This window comes from Leptospira wolffii serovar Khorat str. Khorat-H2 (assembly GCF_000306115.2).
Classification (GTDB): domain Bacteria; phylum Spirochaetota; class Leptospiria; order Leptospirales; family Leptospiraceae; genus Leptospira_B; species Leptospira_B wolffii.
This window is the reverse complement of record NZ_AKWX02000023.1, coordinates 304,899-323,043: the sequence shown is the minus strand read 5'-3', so window position 1 is coordinate 323,043 and position 18,145 is coordinate 304,899. Positions and strand designations below refer to the sequence as shown.

Below are 18,145 nucleotides of genomic sequence, written 5' to 3'. Positions count from 1 at the left end.
TCTAAAGTTAGACGCCCTTTTGGCAGTTAGCTTTTCCGGGACTCGATTCTCTCCCTCCGAACAGAATATTCTACTCGAACTCTTCTCTTTTCCATGAACCGACCGGGTGACAATTTGTCCGGTTTTTTTGAAGCCAAATTCTAAATTATGAGAATCACTCTCATTTTGGTTTGACTAAATGCAGCTATTTCTGATTTTGAGTCCTAGACTCATTTTTAAATAAAGATAAAAACCCGGCTAATGAGAAATGGGTATCATCAGGAGAAATGTAAAAACAATGAAACGGTTTATCACTCGAATTAGCCTCCCCTTACTTCTTACCCTCGGCCTCGCAGGTTGCGATGGTAAAAGTGATCCAGATCTAACTGCCCTCGCCCTTTCTGGAGTAGGTGCAACTTCAGACCCTACGAGCTGCGCTACCAACATAACGGCTGCGAACAATACCTACCAATTGGCTTGCACACCTAGCGCCGGTGCGGTTCGACACATTCGCGTAGAAGGAGTTCTCACCCAAGCCGCGAGCGGACACGGCGCGGTATATATTTCCTCCGGATACACTGATGGAATCGCAGGAACCACGACTTCTCCCAGCTTAGCAGCGAATGACGGAAGATTCATTCTCACTCTATACCAAGGCGGACCGGTAGCGTATGCTAGATACGGAACCGAAACCGCTTATGCAACAGATAACGGAAACCCACCTTCTGCATTGGGCGGAGATGGAACGAGTACCTTTTCGGCTTTTGCAACTAGTGCATCGACCGTTTGCTACGACATTTCAGGAGATTCAGTTCCCAAAGTCACAGTATGGGCCACCGGTGTGAATAGCGCCGACTGCACCGATTGGAATACTTTAAATTCGGGTAATGCGATTATTTCCAAAGCTAACTGGACGAGCAACGTAGGAATCGGTTCCACAAGTAGTACTAGTCATTACTTCAAAGCTAGCTCGGCTTCGGGAGTTTCGGCGACGAAAGTCGTACTATTCTCCACCTCGGTTCTATAATTTGATTATCCGTCGATCGGGGCCTCATTGAGATCCCCGATCGATTGCCGCACTAAAGTTAGGAGAAGATTGAGATGAAAAGAATCTTAAATATTACAGCGTTACTATTGCTTCCGATATTCGTACGATGCGGAGGACCCGATAGCGGTGGGGATGACGCGTTAGCGCTTCTTGCAGCTTCCACGGAATCGGTAGGCGGTTGCGAGGTATTCTCCGGAGAAGTCACGACCACCGGAAGCGGTACGAAAACGACGGAAGTCAACGCCTCTTCTTCCTCTTGCTGGACCTATGTGGATCTCAAGGCGGGCGGAGTAAAAACCACCGTCGACGGAACTTGGGATATGAGATTCAAACGATTCGTAATCGGGACCAATAGCGGCACGAGCGGATCCGGCTCCGGCGGGTCCTGCGATTCCGGAAGAAATGCGGCAGGTCTGTCCTCCGTAGTAGTCACCGATTGCACGGGTACGATCGTGGTCGATTCTCCCCAAAGCCAAACAGGCGGCGGCGGTTTCGGGGGAGCTACGGAAAGCGCAAGCCCAGCTCTTTTCGAATGGTATATTTACGGAGCCAGCGGCGACCAGAACGATCATTCTTTGACTCCGAAAGATAAGTCTTATTTAATCAAAGGTTCCGACGGAACTTCTTACTTTGCCCTCACTATGACGGGCTATTACGCAAGCGTAGGCGGGACCAGCGGCTATCCTAGATTCCAATGGAGAACCGTTCCGTGATAGGGAAGAACCCGGATTCTTCTCTTTTTAAAATCCAGAATCTTCTCTTATTTCTCTCCTTATGCGCGACGGGTCTTCCAGTATTCGCGCAAGGGGATCTGACCCCGGAAACGAATAAGGAAGAAAAACAGGACCAGGATAAAAGTAAAACTTCTTCCGATCCTAATAAAGACCAATCAAACGGTGCAAACGATAAAGGATCGATCATTACCGTTACAGGAACCAGAAGGAAAGGTTTCCTCAAAGATTCCACGATCACCACGGAAGTCATCACGCGCAAAGACATCGACGCTATGGGCGCTAGGGACATTTCCCAAACCCTGGGTAACGTTCCCGGTATAGAAGTGCGTCCCGCCCAAGCGGGAGAAAGAGGATCCACCGTTCGTCTCCAAGGTCTTTCCGGACAAAACGTACTGATTCTAGTTGATGGACAAAGAACCACAGGACGATTCAGCGGATCGATAGACCTGACCCGTTTCAAAGCCGAAGACATAGAAAGAATCGAGATCGTCAAAGGCGCCTCTTCCGCTCTATACGGTTCCGACGCGATCGCCGGTGTCATCAATATCATTACCAAGGAACAGAAGGACCCTTATTCTGCGAACTTCAGAACTTTTGCAGGAGGAGGAAATCCTCTTTATTACGGAACAGGCTTGGAATTCCGTAACTATGCCTCGGTGGGAGTTCGCAAAGGAATCGTATCAACGAATTTCACGGCAGGTTGGCATAGAGGAGACGGCTACGACCTGACTCCTGACGCCACCTTGGGACCGAAGAACGGAAGAATAGAAAGTCTTTCTCCGAACTATTCCCCTTTTCCTACGAATATGCCTTTAGCGGCCCGAGTATATATCACTCGAAGAAATCTTCCTTACACCCCTCCTTTGGAATCCACTTCGGGTAGCGCATTCGAGGATTTAAACGTATCCAATAAGACCACCTTCGACATCTCCGAAACCTTCAAATTAGGATTCCAATTCTATTATAGATATCTAAATCAAAACGCGGTGGATGCATCTCCTCCCAATACTGTGTATGATAGAAGCAATAAGACCCACGACTTCATGGGCGCTATCAACGCGGACTGGGAACTTACCAAGAATTTAAACTTAAACCTGAACGCCAACTACGCCAGATTCTACGACACTTACACTTTGGATCAAAGAAAGTCGGACGCTTTGGACAAAAGAGAAAAGTTGGACAATGCGGTCACTGAATTCCGCTCCAGATTGGATCATAAAATCTCCGAAGGACATGTGATCTCCTACGGTGCGGAGACTCTCATCGATCAATTTTCCTCGGCCAGGATCGCTCCGGATTGTAGAAGAAACTTCCCGAATATCTGCGTCGAAGACCTATTGGGCTTCACCGACACCTACCAGGTGAAAAACGGATACGCGGAAAGGCAAAGAAACGCGTTCTATGTTCAAGACGAGTGGAGAATTTCCAACGCTCCCAGAATCCAGATCGTTCCGGGAATCCGCTCCGACCACGACTCCATCTACGGTGGTCAGACGCTTCCAAAATTGGCCGTGCGATACGACATTACCGACAAGTTCAGGATTCGGGCAGCAAACGGCCTAGGATACAGAGCCCCCAGCTTCCAGGATTTATATTATAATTTCCTAAACCCAGGAGTCGGTTATCGTGTAGCCGGAAATCCGAATCTAAAACCGGAACTTTCCAGGAGCTATAATCTAGGAGGAGAATGGGAGCCGAACAAATATTTCTGGTTCAGTTTCAACTTCTTCTATAATAATGTGGATAACCTGATCGGTTTCAGAACGAATCCGAATAGGGACGCCTCCGGGCTTCTGGTATATAATACCTCCAACTACCAGAAAGCATTAACCAAAGGTTTCGAGTCCTCCGTTACGGTCCGGGTCCATCAAAACGTTTCCTTGGGAGGAGGATACACCTACACGGACACCCGGGACGAGCTGACGAATCTTCCCTTAGAAGGAAGAGGATATCATAGATGGAACGCAAATATTCGCGTAGACCATAAGAGTGGGTTTAGTCTCTCCGTTTTCGCCGTGATCTTCGGAAAACAACCCTACTACTGCATTAAGAATCCTTTATGGTGTGACCCGCAGCTGCCTACGGAATATTCGGCGATCTCGGGAATGTTGCAGGCAAATGCAACAAATACCATACAGCAATTATTCTCTTCGATTCCTCAAGGAATACAGGACTATTGCACGGAAAGAAACCTATCCTATTGCACTACAGCGACAACTTACGGAATCCGTATGGTAAATCCGCACACGAATTTAAACGTAAGAATCTCTCAGAAGATTTTGGGCACTTTCGAATTCTTCGCGGGAGTGGACAACATTCTGGATGCATTCGATCTCACTTATAATCCGCAAAAACCTAGGTTCTATTACGTAGGAATCGACGGTAAATTCAGCGCGGGGGAATCGCCTTCTGAACGATAGCGGAAATCTTTTAAAATTCGGAGAAAAAATATTATGAGATTCTTATTTAGTTTCTTTATCGCTTCGGCTCTTTTCTTTTCTTCTTTGTCTGCGGAAGAGAAAAGCCTAAGAATCGTAACCCTGAACGGTACGGTGACGGAAATCGTCTTTGCGCTCGGCAAAGGGAAATCGGTCGTAGGGAACGACACGTCTTCCTTATATCCGCCAGAAGCGTTCGCTCTTCCTAAAGTGGGCTACCAAAGAGCCCTATCCGCCGAAGGAATCCTTTCCTTAAAGCCGAATCTGATTTTAGGATTAGAATATGCCGGTCCCCCAGAAGTGATTGAACAGCTAAAAGCCGCCGGACAAAAGATCATCATTTATCCCGGACTCCCCGGATTGGAGCCTGCATTGAATAATATTCTTGCGATAGGTAAGGAAATCGGCGCGGAGCCGGAAGCGAAAAAAATCGTGCAGGAGATGCGCAAGAAAGCGAATAAGATCACGGAGAAAGTCTCCAAACTTAAATCCAAACCAAAAGTATTATTTATTTATCATAGAGGCACGAGTCTAGCCCAGGTCTCCGGCACGGATACCCCTGCGGACGAAATGATCAAGCTTTCGGGAGGAGTGAATGCGGTCTCGGGATTCAAAGGATTCAAACCCATAACTCCGGAAGGAGTGATTTCCGCACAACCCGATGTGATCCTGATTCCTTCCAGAGGATTGGAAGGAATGGGAGGAAAAGAAGGAGTTCTGGCACTACCTGGAGTGAAGGAAACCCCCGCGGGTAAGAATTTGAGAATCGCCTCCGTGGACGATTTGGTTCTCCTAGGGTTCGGCCCTAGACTTGCCCAAGGAATGGAGGAACTATTTTCCCAATTACATCCTACGACAGCCGGAGCCAAGAAACCTTGATCACTTCCTTCGAACCTAGTTCGATTCTTTCGAAGGAATCCAAATCGGGAAAACGACCCGAAGACTCCTCGAAAAGAAAGAGAGGGAGAAAGATACCACCTTCTCTAGTATTTCTATTCTTATCGATCGGCCTAATCGGAATCGGATTCCTATCCTTGAAATTCGGATCCGTTTCCATTTCTTTTGAAGAAATCGCAAGGCTTCTATTCCTAGACAAGAGCTCTCTTTCCGAGTCGGAACTTCCTCATTCTCTCTTGGTATGGGATTTGCGTTTGCCTAGATTCTTACTCTCTTTGGCAGTAGGAGCTTGTCTCGCGTCCGCAGGTGTATGTATCCAAGGTTTATTTCGCAATCCTTTAGTTGAACCGGGATTTATAGGAGTGGGACCGGGCGCGGCACTCGCCGCTTCCGCATGGATCGTCTACTCCGAGTCGTTATTCTCCTTTTTACCTAAGGAAATGACTGGTCAGGGAAGTTTCTTCCTACAAATATTCGCTTTCGGCGGAGCCTTAATAGTTTCTTTCCTTTTACATCTCATTTCCCGAAAAGAAGGAGGAGGATTCTCTCTAGTACTCGTGCTTACCGGGATCGCGGTAAATGCGACCGTGATTTCCCTCTTGGGCTTTCTTTCCTATGCGGCCGACGATAACCAACTTCGCAATCTAACGTTTTGGAGTCTGGGTAGCATGGCAGGTGCCACCTGGCATAAGGTGACTCTTCTCGCCTTAGTTCTGGGATTCGTAAGTCTGTTCTTCCCCGTTTTGAGCAGAGGACTCGACGCATTAGCCTTGGGAGAAGCGGACGCTTTTCATACCGGCTTTAAGGTGAAGAAGATACGAAATCTTACGATACTTCTCTCCAGTCTTTTGGTGGGAATTAGCATATCATTAACCGGTAATATAGGCTTCGTAGGTTTGATCGTTCCTCATATTCTCCGCATGCTTTTGGGGCCGGGTCATAGAGTCCTACTACCGGCGTCGCTACTCGGAGGAGGATTGCTAGTGGCGATCGCGGATCTGACGGCAAGAACCATCGTGTTTCCCTCCGAACTTCCGATAGGAATCATCGCCTGCGGCCTAGGCGGGACATTCTTCCTGGTATTGATCCTAAGATCGAAGCGTAAGGAAGGACAATTCAGATGAGTATCGTACTCTCTCATGTTTTCGTAAGGAGAGGAAGCAGAAATCTTCTTACCGATGTGAATCTATCCTTGGATCCGGGAGAAGTACTGGTGCTACTCGGTCCCAACGGAGCCGGGAAATCCACTTTACTGAAAATTCTCTCCGGAGAAATACGGCCCGATGTGGGTACGGTTCTCTTAGACGGTATCCCGATCTCCGAATACGATACGGAAGATTTGGCGCTGAAACGCTCGGTGCTATCCCAGGAGTCCGAGATCCATTTTCCGTTTCTGGCCGATGAAATCGTTCGTATGGGAAGGTCCTCTTCCAAATTGAGACTCGAAAGGAATCACGAAGATGAAATCGTAGATCGTGCATTCAAAAAAGTGAATTTAGGAGAGAGGGAGCGATACCAGATCTTTTCCAATCTTTCGGGCGGAGAAAAGCAGCGATGCCAGATGGCAAGAGTTCTAGTCCAGGACGAGGCCCCGCCGGTCCGGGAAAGCTATGTGTTACTGGACGAGCCGGGCGCCTCCCTGGATCCGAACCGGATTCATAAACTTTTGGATCTAGCTAGAGAGTTGAGCCGGCAGGGACGAGGAGTACTTTGTATTCTCCACGATCTAAACCTGGCGATGAGATACGCGGATCGGATCGTAGTCCTGAAAGGAGGAGAGGTGATTGCGGAAGGCAATCCTCAATCCGTCTTAGAAGAGGACTTCGTCTTTCAACATTTCGAACTCCGGACCAAAAAAGTATCTTTCCCCGAAGGGGGATTCTACCTCATTCCGCTGGGGTCCGCGGAAGAAGCATTAAAAAAGATTGAATTATAAACAAATGAAATAGGAGCAAAATCATGTCCATTGCAGAATCTTTAGAAGTAGAAAGCGTCCTAAAAGACTGGAAGCATTTAAGGGAAACCCAGCCTAGATTAAGAATCCGCGATATCGCGACGAAATTGCAATTATCGGAGGCGGGACTACTCGCTGCAGCCTACGTGGTAAAGGCGGGAGGATTTCCCCAAGTAAGAGCCCTAAAAGAAACCTGGGGAGAATTATTCTCCAAACTGGGAGAATTAGGACACGTGATGGTACTGACCCGCAACGAGGCCTGCGTACACGAGAGAAAAGGTAAATTCGAAGAAGTCAGTTCCGGCCCGGGACATATCCTAGTAGTCGGTCCGGATATCGATCTGAGACTCTTTCCAGGCGGTTGGAAGTTTGGATTCTCGGTGGAGGAAAACAAAGGGGATTCCGTCCAACGCTCCTTTCAATTTTTCGACGGAAACGGAGACGCGGTCCATAAGATATTTCTAACGGACAAATCCGATGTTTCCGCATGGGAAAATCTGAGAACCGAATTCGAAAAGGAAGGGCCAGATTATTCCCCCCTATTCCAGATTAAGGAGAAAAAAGAAAAACCTGCGACCTCCGCATCCGGCAGGATTTCCGACAAATCCAAACAGGAATTTCTGACAGAATGGGGGAATCTGGAGGATACTCACGATTTTTTCGGATTATTAAAGAAGCATAATGTTTCCAGAATTCAATCCATGGGACTTGCGGAGGGAAAATTCACCCGCAAACTGGAAAATCGTTTGGTGCTCAGAATGTTAGAAAGAGCCTCCCTGGATAGAATCCCTATCATGGTCTTCGTAGGAAACCCGGGAGCCATCCAGATCCATACGGGAGAAGTCACTAATATCAAGGTATTGGAAACTTGGTGGAATGTGCTCGATCCGGAATTCAATCTGCACTTAAAATCCGACCTGATCGCCGAGACTTGGATCGTGGACAAACCCTCCAAAGACGGAGTCATCCACTCCATCGAAGTCTACGACGAAGCGGGAGAAATGATCGTCCAATTTTTCGGGAAAAGAAAACCGGGACAGCCGGAAAGAACCGATTGGGCAGGTCTTTTGAACGCGATTACAAACGACTAAACGAAACCTCCTCCCTTTCCGATATCCTTCGGAAAGGGAGATCCTAATCCTAATCCTTCCTCATTTTCCGCGATCGCCTATCGACGGATCGCATTCTTCTCTTAAACGCTACGATGAGTGTCTATATAGAAATCGGCCGAGATTCTTCCCGAACCGTATAAAGAAAAATGCAATAAGAGAAGTAGAATCATCGAAGCGTAAGGCAAATTAGATCCCGGCGCCACGAAACCTTCTTTGGAATGGATGAAAATCACCGCTCCTATGAGGACAGGCAATTGCAACATAGCCGAGAACCTAGTCAATAGTCCGACCATGAGAAGAATTCCTCCGCATATATGCGCGACCACGATGTAATGAGCGAGCAACGTGGAAGCGTAAGGCGCATTATTCCATTCCATCAATCGGATCAGGGCGTCCGTATCCGCAAGAAACTGCAATCCTTTGTATAGCAGCACTCCTCCCAAATACACACGCACCATATCGATCCACCAATCTTTATGCGTTTGCAACCAATCATGCCATCTTTCCATAAGGACCTCCGTCCGACAGTTGGTATTCTATCCATGTTTAATAGAAATGCAAGATCGGAGCGTAAAAAGATCAGCACTTAATCGAACAAACGTTTATTAATAAGGAAGAAAGTGGCGTAGAACGATTCTATTAGGAGAATAGAATCCATGGAAAGATAAACGAATGATCGGCAAATAACGAAGATATGATGAGAATCGTCCTCCCTCGCGAATCACTTACATAGAATCTTACGATTCTCCAATCTGCATTTATGGGACCTACCGGCTTTTACGTACGTGCCGTTTCCGTTCCCTTCTCCCGTGAACGTCCCATTGAAACTGGATCCATCCCGAAAGACATAACGGCCCGCTCCGGATTTTCTATCTTGGGCCCAATTGCCTTCATAACGATCTCCGTCCGAATATGCGAGAGTACCCCAACCTTCTCTCAGTTCCCCTACGAATCTTCCCGAATACACGTCCCTTGTGTCGTATACGTAAACGCCTTCTCCCGTTTTGCAATTTCCCTTCTTGCAACCCGGACCGGAACTAGCGTAAGATCTTAGATTGGGAGAAGAAGAAGGAGGATCCGGCTTTCTCTCTATCGGTTTTCCATCCGCATCTTCGTCGAAATACTCCCTTTTGGAAATATCCGGATCCTGGTCCCGATCGTCCGCTTTCTTCTTAGGTTTAAGTCTTTCGATTTCCGGATTGGACTTGGGCTTAGGTTTCGAACAATCCAAAACGAATGCGGAAAAAGATATTATAAAAATGAGAAGAATGAGTCGGGAAAGTAAAGAGTGCGCTCTGTGTGAGCTCGATAGTATGATCTTGGAAAAGAAGCTACGAAACCGGTCTTTCATCCTGACTCCTTGTATTTCTAAAGAGAAGGAACAAGATAGGATGTCAATTCCAATTAACTCGGGACAATGGGCTGCGACTTAACCCTTATCCCGAATTTTTGAAGGAGTCGCTCCTTAAGCCTTTTCCAAGACCAGAAGAGTGATTTCGGAAGGAGCTCCAATCCGTAAAGGCGGTCCCCAATATCCTGTCCCCCGACTCACATACAACTGGGTCCCTTCCCATTCGCTTAAGCCCGCTACGAATTTCTGGAACAAATAGATGAATACGTTCCCCGGGAAATATTGGCCTCCATGAGTGTGGCCGGAAAGCTGTAAATGAAACCCCGCCTTGGCCGCCTCGAAAACGGAATTGGGCTGGTGAGCGAGTAACATCTTGTAATGCGCCTCCTCCGTCCCGATCGCCGCTTGATGAGGATCCGTCCTATGCCCTGGAATCACCGTATGCGCCTTATAATCCGTGACCCCCGCTACGGCGAGAACCGCACCGTTGTGACGGATGAGAGAATTCTGATTTAAAAGAACGTTCAGCCCCAAAGCCTCCAATTCTCGGATCCAGGCCAAGGCTCCGGAATAATATTCGTGATTTCCCGTTACGAAGAATGTTCCGTACTGAGAATTCAATTTTCCTAATGGACTCACGTGATCTCGGAGCATATTCACGGTTCCGTCCACTAAGTCTCCCGTAATCGCCACTAGATGGGGCTCGAGAGCATTGGTCCGGCCCACCACTTCTTCCAGGAAGCCCCCCTTTATGGTGGGTCCTATATGGATATCGGAAAGTTGGGCGATCTTAAAGCCGTGTAACCCTTCTGGCAGATCCTTGACCTTGATCCTCACATGTTTAACGGAAGGAGTCTTTTTTGCCTGGTAAACTCCGAATGCCGTCAGACCTCCTGCAATTCCGAGTAACGCAAAAGAGGAGAATCTGGAAAAGAAATCCTTACGGGAAAATTCCTCCCTTACCGGTCCGACGCTTGCCAGATCCCCGGATGGAGCCTGTTGAAACCTATCCGAAACATACAGGCTTCCTTTCCAAACCAAATGCCCGATATCCCGGACCAAAACGAAGGAAACTAAAATGGTAGCGAATCCTAGAGTGATAAAGGCGGCGTAGGACCAAAATTTTTGCCAAGGAGTCTCTCGTAGAAAAAGACTCAATAAATAAGCTCCGGGGGTGAGAAGAACCAGGACGGAGACTCCGATTCCGAGTAAAATCCATTCTCCCTGGCTGAGCTGAAAGGGAGCAGTCAGGCGACTCGCCGCATACCAATATCCGGAAAAAAGAACCAGAGTGAAAACACCCAGAAAAATATAAAACCTTTGCAAATCGAATTCCATCCTCGATTGTTCTAATTATCCGACCGAAAAAATAGCGAGTAGTTCCGGGAAAAAGGGAACTTCTTTTCTGGATTCGGAGTTTTTGTACCGAGAAGAAACGACAATCCGTTGACTTCGATCCCATTCCGTGAGAGTCTTGCCCCATCTATGTCCAACGCAGAAGCGGAAGCTAGCAAATACAGAAGCTTATTGAACACCAGTACGATCCTAAACGCAAATTTGGATCTCTACCAACTTCTGCCCTTGATTATGCTGTATTCGAAAGATCTACTGGAGGCGGAGGCAAGTTCCCTTTTCTTACTGGAAGAAAAGGACGGATTCCTCTACTGCGAGGTGGCTCTGGGAGAAAAGGGCGAAATCATCCAGAAATACGCAAGGCTGGAACCCGGACAGGGAATCGCAGGCTGGGTAGCCCGCGAGAAAAAATCCATCGTATTAGAGGACGCTTACACGGACCCTCGTTTCAATCCCGCACTGGATCAAAAAACCGGATTCAGAACACGTTCCCTCGCCTGCGTTCCTTTATTCATCCAGGACAAAGTGATCGGAACTCTGGAAATTCTGAACAAATCCCAGAATCGTAGCTTTGATCATTCGGATGTGGAAGTGCTTTCTTCCCTTTCTGAGATTGCTGCTATCGCGATCAAGAACGCCCAAACCCACGAAGCCCTAAAAAAAAGGGTGTTGGAACTCCGACTACTGTACGAATTCGAGAAACTCACCGTAGCGGAAAAGAGTATCCATGAATTGGGCAACTGGCTTTTGGATAAGGTGTTGGAGTTCTTAGAAGCTAAGGCAGGCACGATCTATCTCTCGGATCCCACCATGGAAGTTCTCAGGGTACTAGCGGCCCGAGGAATTCCGGAAGAGGCCATTCATAATATACAGGTTCCGTTCGGAGAAGGCGTTTCCGGCTGGGTTGCCAAAGAAAAACAAAGTCTTCTCATCCAAAATCTGGACGACGATCCCAGATATGATAAAAGCGCTAAATACAAATTCGAGGCCAACTCTCTCATTTCCGCCCCTCTCCTTTACCGAGGCGAGCTATTGGGAGTGATCAGCGTAAACAATAAATATTCCGGCTTCGCATTCACTCATGCAGATCTAGAAATGCTAGGGGCCATCGCAAATCGCCTGAGCGTCACTATCAAGAATGCGAATCTATTCCACAAGGTCATGGATAACGATCGGGAACTGAAGCGAGCAAGAGAAGTGATGCACAAGATTCTTCCTTCCAGCCTTCCTTATATTCCGGGTCTGGAATTCGGAGTGCAACATCTCCCTTTCGACAATGTGGGAGGTGACTTTTATAATGTCATCAAATTGGACGAAAATCGGACCGCGGTTCTAATTGCCGACGTATCCGGACACGGTCTATCCGCTTCCGTGGTGGCCGCCGTGATTCATACGGTCATGGAGACCTTCGAACACGACACTCTCACGAGCCCTTCCAAATTCTTTACGGCTCTCAATTACGCACTCTATAACAAACTCGCCGGAAATTTTCTAACGGCGTTCTACGGAGTGATCCACACCGGAACCAATACATTATCTTATTCTAATGCAGGGCATAACCCTCCTATTCTTTATCGAAAATCGGAAGGGACCTCTCTGCATTTGGAAACGAAAGGAAAATTAGTGGGCGTTATCCCGGATCTATTCTTCGAAGAATACGTGACGGCGTTCCAACCGCAGGATAGACTCGTGCTTTATACGGACGGACTCACGGAGCATTCTAACGAGGATAGAACGAGAAGATACAGCGAGGACTTACTGACTCTCGCCGTCCGCTCCCAATCCCAATCACCCGTTTCGGAAGCTGCTGCGGGGCTAATCAAAGAATGTAGGACCTATTGCCATAGATCCGAATTCGAAGACGATGTGACGCTTCTACTCGTGGACAGAACCTAGTTCTCAGAGGCGAGAGGTGACCCAAATTCGGCGCAAGCCGGCGAATCAGATTTTGGAAAACCGAGTGATCGCTTCCGGAAGAATTCCGAATACCTGATCCATGGCTGCGAGTCTCCAATCTTCCCGGCTGGGATAGAACATTTCCTTGAACTCTTCGCGAACTCGAGCGGAAGAAGATTCGGATTTGGCTCCTTGGAAGCGGATACGATTTTCGCTGATCATGAGAAAGCTCCCTTTTAAGCCTCCCCTTAGATTCAAATTTCCGAATGTCCCCAACTCCACCGTTATGGGAAAGAACTCCTTGCCTTCTTCGAATAACTTTCCGAAAAAATCAGTGAAGTCCCCGGAGGTGCGATAAAAATCCTCCTCTCCTTCGTTCAAGAGTAGGCCGAAATCTCCGAATACCTTTCTGAGATTCTTATCCTCTTTAGAGCCGGGAGCCGCATTCTGCATTAGGCTCAAACCGTTTCGAGCGCCGTATCCGGTATGGAAATCCAATATCAGGATTTGGTCGTAGGATTTCAGGGTCTTACGGAAGAATTTTCTAAGCCTTCGTACTACGGGTTCGGGCTTTCTGCCTCCGTAATAGATTCCCTTAGGAAATTCGTATTGTCCGTTTACCGCCGCGTCCAGAACGTATTTCGCTCCGAAACGGGCGACGACACCGATGAACCGGATCACGAAAAATACGTATTCCCAGAAATAATTCGTAAAAGGGACTCCGGGATTCAAAAAGGATTCTATTTTACGATAGCGCTTATTCTTGAATTTCTTATGAAGCTTCTCCCTTTTAAGAGCGAAGTTCCGGTTCAGGTCCACATTTCTTTCGTTCACCCGTAGTAGATTCTTAAAACCGTATGCGTTGATTCCGTGCAAAAGGATGAAATCCACATTCTGAGGAGCCTTATACGGCCCCTTATCGTCCAGTAGGAACTCTTCCAACCATCTTCTTTGGAATGCGGAACCCGCAAATCCTTCTATGCCGTGGATTCCGGAACTCATCACGACAGCTTTCCTAGCCGGCTTCTTCTTATGTCCGAACAGAAAAGCGTCGATCTCTCCTCCGCCCTTAGGAACTTCTATGACCTCGTGTCGGAAACGGCGGAATTTTCCCTTGATTTGTCTTTTATAAGAAACGAAGGCCTTGCGGCAGGCCTCGTAGGTTTCCAGATAATATAGTAGAACGTCCACAATTAAGACCTATTTCCGATCCGATTCTGTAGTCCAAAGAATTTTCTTTCATCCTGATTACGATTTCGTGAATGTTAGAAGAAGACCTCTTTAATCCGGCCTTACGATCCGCCAAAAACGCCGGAATCGGCCTGTAATCCGAGAGAATATCGATCCCCAAAATCGGATCTCTCCCATCGAAAGCAAAAACAAAGGGATCAGCGACAAGAATATCCGATTAAAACCTGGAACGTCGGCAGAATCGCATCCGAAATCACGAGCGCGTCTATCCGAATCGGATAGTAAATTAACATTTCATAATATAATTAAGCCTTTTCTTTCAGACTTATCCCTTCCGGGATAAACCGATGGAGCCCGTTCTTATAATCCTAAGTATATATACCGCTTATTCCTTTATAAATCGCTCGTTATATTACATGCATTTTTTTTAAAATAATTTTTATCCGAATCTGAAAGATGTGATACCTCTCATCGGTCTAACCTAGTACCTTAAGGAGGTATGAACATGGATACAGTGACCATCTTCGCATTAGCGCTTTTGGCTGTTCCTGTGTTTGCCCGGTTTGCCCGAGTATCAAAGGATGCGATGAACCGCTATCACCTGATCGGATTGGGAGGTCTTTTCCTAATTCTTGGTGAAGCCACGAAGATCACGGCCGTCAAGGTAACCCCTATCGCCGCCGTTCTTCCTATGATAGACATCGCAACCGCGATCCTAGCTTACGCGGGGGTACTTTTCGGGGTAGTATGGCTATCGCTCTACTACGTCAAACACCCGAACGAAATCTAAAAGGATCCTCCTAAACGAAAAAAGGAATGGAAGGCGGGACATTGTCCCGCCTTTTTTAGTTTCAAAACAATCCCACCCGTTTTATCCATGTAATCGTGGATTTGGAAATCAAAAGACCCGAAGGAAAACACTCCATCGTATACGTTGCGGATCCGATTTGCGCCTGGTGCTACGGCTTCGCCCCTATCTTCTCTAAGATTCGAGAAAAATACTCGGATCGGATCGAATTCACTCTAGTATTAGGGGGGCTTCGATTCGGACCGGAAGCGGAACCGTTTACGGAAGAATTTGCGGAAAAGCAAAAATACCATTGGAAGGACGTGGAAAGAGTCTCCGGAAGAAGTTTCGATTATGAGATTCTAAAAAATAAAAATCTAGTCTACGATTCCGAGCCCGGAGCAAGAGCGATTATCACGGCCCAAAGATTGGATCCGAATCTTTCCTTCGAATATATGGACCGACTTTCCGAAATGTTCCACGCCCAAGGAAAAGACCCCAACGAACCCGAAATCCATTTGGAAATCGCGGAGCAATTGTCCCTTAACCCGAAAGATTTCCGAGAGCTCTACGAAAGAGAAGAGACCAGATTGGAAGTTAGAAACGATTTCAACTACGGCTATATCCTAGGCGTTACCGCTTTCCCTTGCTTAGTCTTCTCCGATGGAATCGATCGGGGAATCCTGACCAGAGGCTATCTTCCTTTTGCGGAAGTCGACGAGATACTCTCCGACTATTTTAGATCCATAGGAAGAATGTGATCTCCGCTTAAGATCCCCTACTTCGGAGGCTGAGATGTGAATCTGTCTACGACCAACTGGACGTCCTTTTCGACTCCGATCTGCAATATCGCAAGAATATAATATTTCGCGCTCGCCTTATTCGCTTGGCCGGAAACCAAAAGCTTTAGCAAGGCCTGACTCGCCATAGCCGATCTCATAATCGCGAAATATTTGCATAGAATCTCATCGATTTGAGAGTCCTTGTTTAGCAGTAAAATACTCTCGGATACGTTCTCGTCGTTGTACTGACGTTTAAACCGATAGTTAAATTCACGAACAAAGTTCCTTCTTTTCTCCGCATTCTTGGAATTCAAACTCAATAGTTCCAGGATGGGTTTCGATTTCCCCACGGCAATGACCGTACCGGTATATAACTCTTCCGAATGTGAGGCAACCTTACGAGAAAGAAGAATGGAGACCAGGGCATTCGCTCCTGCCTCCGAGCGAATCGATTCGAAATATCTGCAAATCGCGGAATCTATATCCTCATTTCGACCCAAGAATCGGATCAGATACGAATCATATCGAGGATCGATCTTCTTAGACTTCTTACCGGTTTCTGCGAGTCGAATCACGGCAAGACCGACAATCTCCTGATCTTCCGAAAACCTTTCGATAACCTTCACGGTTAGTTCAGGGGGCCAATTATGAACCGGTAATTTTAGTAACGCGATGATTGTTTCTTTATCGCCCGATTCCAGCGCTTCTTCGACCGTTTTCTTGGGTATGGAATTTTGCTCGATTCTCGTCCGATCCACGTTACCATTCACATCGAAAGAACTTCGAATGAGAAGGTCTCCGGTAAAGAAGAAAGGAGTAAGTGCGGTGACTATCGGAAGGAAGGCCATTCTGGTAACGTAGCCGTTTTCCGGATGGGGAGTCCAAAGAACCTGAATCGTATCCCTATACGCATCCGGAATCCGAATGATCGGGTGAACGATAAAAAGATCCAATATGCCGGCGACTAATCCAAGAGGAATGTAAATCGGAGCCGCAAGGATCCTAGGTCCGGTGTCTTCCGGAATTAGATGTTCCTCCACCTTTACTACGAGCGGAGTATTCTTGCGATTGAATATAGCGCAATTGGAAAATAGGATAAAAACGAGAACTAAGCAAAATACGAGTCGGATCCGATCTTTCATGATATTTCTCAAAAGTCGATCCCGCTTCTGCCCAGGAAATCTACGAGAAAGAAAATAGGCGTTATCGCTAACTTAGGAAAGAATACCACGGTTTGAAACACTACCCCACCCGAAGGATCCTTCCAAATTACCTTGTAAGTATCTTCGACGGCGTCGGGAATCACGGAAATCGGATGGACCACCAATGCGTCCAAAACTAGGGAAACAAGTCCGACGGGAATAAACAAAGGAGCGAGAGCAATTTGAGCGGGAGCTGACTTAGGATCCACCTTTTCGTCCAAGTAATTGGTGATCGTTCGATTTTTCTTTTGCAAGATTGCGCAGTCGGCCAAGATAAAAAAAGACAAGCAAAGAGCGACGAATATTCTAACCTTCATATATACCTGAGAAGGCAAGATACTAAGCCGGCTTCATTGCTTGTCGAGCAATTTCCGCTACATATACTTCGCTTCCACTCTATCGCACTACGATTAGTTTCGTTTCCTCCTCCAAAAACGCATCTGCCGCTTCCGACCAGGAAGCCTTTTTTGTGGTGACTTTAGAAGGATCGAAACCCTCCTCTTCCACTAGTTTCAGAATTTCAGGAATCCATTCTCTCGATCGAACTCTTCCTAATTGGATCTTCGCACCGTTATTATAGAGTTCCAAATAAGGAATGGGAACGTTATTGGTCCAAAAAATGGAGGCGGAACTAAAATCGCCTTCTATCCCTAGGGAACGTAATCCACAATCCCAACCTTCCGGAGTTCCGCTAGCGTCCGCAACTATATCATATTTTCCGAAAGCCTTAGGATAAGAGGAAACCTCTTCCGTTTTTACTCCGTAGGATTCGGCAATCTCCAAACGCTTTCTATCCGTATCCAGATAAGTCACCTCAGCGGCGCCCATATGCCGTGCCAAAGCCGCAGTATACAATCCTATGCTGGAGGCAAAACCGCCGATTACCAAAACGCTCCGATTCCGATTCTCCCGTAAATGGATCCCCGCTAATTTCCAAGCCTCTACGATATTATCGCTGATACTTGCGATCGCCGCCGGATCCGTGCTGTTGGAAAAAGGGATGAGCATCTCGGACGCGTAAGGCACTAAGATAGAATCGGATAAGGCTCCTCCGAATTCCTTCGCTCCTCTTCCCATCCCATACGCGCTCGTATGAGGAACGGTCGAGCAACTCTTAGTCAGCCCCGCTTCGCAATGAGGACAATGTCCGCAGGAAATCTGGAAAGGAACCGCGACTCTCTGTCCTTTTCGGAACTTGGAAGACAATTCTTCGCTCGTTTCCAGGATCTCTCCTACGAATTCATGGCCCACAGGAAAAGGGGGACGAAACAAAGTCTGACCCCTGAGTATAGGCAGATCCAAATCGCACCGAGCCACCGCCAAGGGTCTGACGAGCGCCTGATTCTTATCGGTGATTTTCGGTTCGGGAACTTCTACCCATTCCAAGCGATTTCTCTTCAAAAACTGCAATTGTTGCATAA

The 18,145-nt window shown here is 47.2% G+C and carries 17 protein-coding genes; 10 read left to right on the top strand and 7 right to left on the bottom strand.

What is annotated here, in order from left to right; all coding sequences use genetic code 11:
* Positions 1 to 277: 277 nt before the first annotated feature.
* The 7 genes from LEP1GSC061_RS19625 (at position 278) to LEP1GSC061_RS19595 (ending at position 8,141) form a co-directional block, all read left to right on the top strand.
* Positions 278 to 1,006, top strand: a complete 729-nt coding sequence (locus tag LEP1GSC061_RS19625) for a hypothetical protein (protein ID WP_084680546.1) — start codon at positions 278 to 280, stop codon at positions 1,004 to 1,006.
* 74 nt (positions 1,007 to 1,080) lie between these two features.
* A complete protein-coding gene (locus tag LEP1GSC061_RS19620; protein WP_016546951.1) occupies positions 1,081 to 1,740 on the top strand; it encodes an HmuY family protein in 660 nt (219 codons plus the stop codon).
* Entirely contained in the window at positions 1,722 to 4,181 is a 2,460-nt protein-coding gene (locus tag LEP1GSC061_RS19615; RefSeq protein ID WP_040510055.1) for a TonB-dependent receptor plug domain-containing protein, read from the top strand. Before LEP1GSC061_RS19620 ends, LEP1GSC061_RS19615 begins: the two co-directional genes overlap by 19 nt.
* A 33-nt stretch (positions 4,182 to 4,214) precedes the next feature.
* Positions 4,215 to 5,078 carry a heme/hemin ABC transporter substrate-binding protein gene (locus LEP1GSC061_RS19610; RefSeq protein ID WP_016547137.1) on the top strand — a complete coding sequence of 288 codons (864 nt, stop codon included), beginning with the start codon at positions 4,215 to 4,217 and terminating at the stop codon, positions 5,076 to 5,078.
* Positions 5,075 to 6,220, top strand: a complete 1,146-nt coding sequence (locus LEP1GSC061_RS19605) for a FecCD family ABC transporter permease (protein WP_016547089.1) — start codon at positions 5,075 to 5,077, stop codon at positions 6,218 to 6,220. Before LEP1GSC061_RS19610 ends, LEP1GSC061_RS19605 begins: the two co-directional genes overlap by 4 nt.
* The gene (locus LEP1GSC061_RS19600) at positions 6,217 to 7,032 is read left to right on the top strand and encodes a heme ABC transporter ATP-binding protein (RefSeq protein WP_016547313.1); all 816 of its coding nucleotides are present in this window, start codon (positions 6,217 to 6,219) and stop codon (positions 7,030 to 7,032) included. Before LEP1GSC061_RS19605 ends, LEP1GSC061_RS19600 begins: the two co-directional genes overlap by 4 nt.
* A gap of 23 nt (positions 7,033 to 7,055) precedes the next feature.
* The gene (locus tag LEP1GSC061_RS19595) at positions 7,056 to 8,141 is read left to right on the top strand and encodes a hemin-degrading factor (RefSeq protein WP_016547103.1); all 1,086 of its coding nucleotides are present in this window, start codon (positions 7,056 to 7,058) and stop codon (positions 8,139 to 8,141) included.
* 101 nt (positions 8,142 to 8,242) lie between these two features.
* Here the strand turns inward: LEP1GSC061_RS19595 and LEP1GSC061_RS19590 are convergent, their stop codons facing one another.
* The 3 genes from LEP1GSC061_RS19590 to LEP1GSC061_RS19580 all read right to left on the bottom strand — a co-directional run bounded on the left by LEP1GSC061_RS19590 (position 8,243) and on the right by LEP1GSC061_RS19580 (position 10,851).
* Complete coding sequence (locus tag LEP1GSC061_RS19590) at positions 8,243 to 8,671, bottom strand: DoxX family protein (RefSeq protein WP_016547359.1); 429 nt, start codon at positions 8,669 to 8,671, stop codon at positions 8,243 to 8,245.
* Positions 8,672 to 8,883: 212 nt separating this feature from the next.
* Positions 8,884 to 9,513, bottom strand: a complete 630-nt coding sequence (locus LEP1GSC061_RS19585; protein WP_016547436.1) for an MORN repeat-containing protein — start codon at positions 9,511 to 9,513, stop codon at positions 8,884 to 8,886.
* A gap of 114 nt (positions 9,514 to 9,627) precedes the next feature.
* On the bottom strand, positions 9,628 to 10,851 hold the full coding sequence (locus LEP1GSC061_RS19580; RefSeq protein WP_016547042.1) for a metallophosphoesterase: 1,224 nt from the start codon (positions 10,849 to 10,851) through the stop codon (positions 9,628 to 9,630).
* A 147-nt stretch (positions 10,852 to 10,998) separates the two neighbouring features.
* Here LEP1GSC061_RS19580 and LEP1GSC061_RS19575 point away from each other — a divergent pair, with 147 nt between their 5' ends.
* Complete coding sequence (locus LEP1GSC061_RS19575) at positions 10,999 to 12,762, top strand: GAF domain-containing SpoIIE family protein phosphatase (RefSeq protein ID WP_016546945.1); 1,764 nt, start codon at positions 10,999 to 11,001, stop codon at positions 12,760 to 12,762.
* A 45-nt stretch (positions 12,763 to 12,807) separates the two neighbouring features.
* On the opposite strand, the gene LEP1GSC061_RS19570 is transcribed toward LEP1GSC061_RS19575, so the two are convergent.
* Positions 12,808 to 13,953: a M14 family metallopeptidase gene (locus LEP1GSC061_RS19570; RefSeq protein ID WP_016547143.1), complete on the bottom strand. Its 1,146-nt coding sequence runs from the start codon at positions 13,951 to 13,953 to the stop codon at positions 12,808 to 12,810.
* A 505-nt stretch (positions 13,954 to 14,458) separates the two neighbouring features.
* On the opposite strand from LEP1GSC061_RS19570, the gene LEP1GSC061_RS19565 reads away from it, so the two are divergent.
* Positions 14,459 to 14,743 carry an LIC10816 family protein gene (locus LEP1GSC061_RS19565; protein WP_010513568.1) on the top strand — a complete coding sequence of 95 codons (285 nt, stop codon included), beginning with the start codon at positions 14,459 to 14,461 and terminating at the stop codon, positions 14,741 to 14,743.
* A 95-nt stretch (positions 14,744 to 14,838) separates the two neighbouring features.
* Positions 14,839 to 15,501 carry a DsbA family protein gene (locus tag LEP1GSC061_RS19560; RefSeq protein ID WP_156844604.1) on the top strand — a complete coding sequence of 221 codons (663 nt, stop codon included), beginning with the start codon at positions 14,839 to 14,841 and terminating at the stop codon, positions 15,499 to 15,501.
* A 17-nt stretch (positions 15,502 to 15,518) separates the two neighbouring features.
* On the opposite strand, the gene LEP1GSC061_RS20920 is transcribed toward LEP1GSC061_RS19560, so the two are convergent.
* The 3 genes from LEP1GSC061_RS20920 to LEP1GSC061_RS19545 all read right to left on the bottom strand — a co-directional run bounded on the left by LEP1GSC061_RS20920 (position 15,519) and on the right by LEP1GSC061_RS19545 (position 18,143).
* A complete protein-coding gene (locus LEP1GSC061_RS20920; protein ID WP_156844603.1) occupies positions 15,519 to 16,664 on the bottom strand; it encodes a hypothetical protein in 1,146 nt (381 codons plus the stop codon).
* An 8-nt stretch (positions 16,665 to 16,672) separates the two neighbouring features.
* Positions 16,673 to 17,041: a hypothetical protein gene (locus tag LEP1GSC061_RS19550; RefSeq protein WP_016547445.1), complete on the bottom strand. Its 369-nt coding sequence runs from the start codon at positions 17,039 to 17,041 to the stop codon at positions 16,673 to 16,675.
* A 79-nt stretch (positions 17,042 to 17,120) separates the two neighbouring features.
* On the bottom strand, positions 17,121 to 18,143 hold the full coding sequence (locus tag LEP1GSC061_RS19545; RefSeq protein ID WP_016547412.1) for a zinc-dependent alcohol dehydrogenase: 1,023 nt from the start codon (positions 18,141 to 18,143) through the stop codon (positions 17,121 to 17,123).
* Positions 18,144 to 18,145 lie beyond the last annotated feature (2 nt).

Coding starts and splice junctions, on each gene's coding strand:
- LEP1GSC061_RS19625 (WP_084680546.1), top strand. CDS start 278: ATGAAACGGTTTATCACTCGAATTAGCCTCCCCTTACTTCTTACCCTC.
- LEP1GSC061_RS19620 (WP_016546951.1), top strand. CDS start 1,081: ATGAAAAGAATCTTAAATATTACAGCGTTACTATTGCTTCCGATATTC.
- LEP1GSC061_RS19615 (WP_040510055.1), top strand. CDS start 1,722: ATGGAGAACCGTTCCGTGATAGGGAAGAACCCGGATTCTTCTCTTTTT.
- LEP1GSC061_RS19610 (WP_016547137.1), top strand. CDS start 4,215: ATGAGATTCTTATTTAGTTTCTTTATCGCTTCGGCTCTTTTCTTTTCT.
- LEP1GSC061_RS19600 (WP_016547313.1), top strand. CDS start 6,217: ATGAGTATCGTACTCTCTCATGTTTTCGTAAGGAGAGGAAGCAGAAAT.
- LEP1GSC061_RS19595 (WP_016547103.1), top strand. CDS start 7,056: ATGTCCATTGCAGAATCTTTAGAAGTAGAAAGCGTCCTAAAAGACTGG.
- LEP1GSC061_RS19590 (WP_016547359.1), bottom strand. CDS start 8,671: ATGGAAAGATGGCATGATTGGTTGCAAACGCATAAAGATTGGTGGATC.
- LEP1GSC061_RS19585 (WP_016547436.1), bottom strand. CDS start 9,513: ATGAAAGACCGGTTTCGTAGCTTCTTTTCCAAGATCATACTATCGAGC.
- LEP1GSC061_RS19580 (WP_016547042.1), bottom strand. CDS start 10,851: ATGGAATTCGATTTGCAAAGGTTTTATATTTTTCTGGGTGTTTTCACT.
- LEP1GSC061_RS19575 (WP_016546945.1), top strand. CDS start 10,999: ATGTCCAACGCAGAAGCGGAAGCTAGCAAATACAGAAGCTTATTGAAC.
- LEP1GSC061_RS19565 (WP_010513568.1), top strand. CDS start 14,459: ATGGATACAGTGACCATCTTCGCATTAGCGCTTTTGGCTGTTCCTGTG.
- LEP1GSC061_RS20920 (WP_156844603.1), bottom strand. CDS start 16,664: ATGAAAGATCGGATCCGACTCGTATTTTGCTTAGTTCTCGTTTTTATC.
- LEP1GSC061_RS19550 (WP_016547445.1), bottom strand. CDS start 17,041: ATGAAGGTTAGAATATTCGTCGCTCTTTGCTTGTCTTTTTTTATCTTG.
- LEP1GSC061_RS19545 (WP_016547412.1), bottom strand. CDS start 18,143: ATGCAACAATTGCAGTTTTTGAAGAGAAATCGCTTGGAATGGGTAGAA.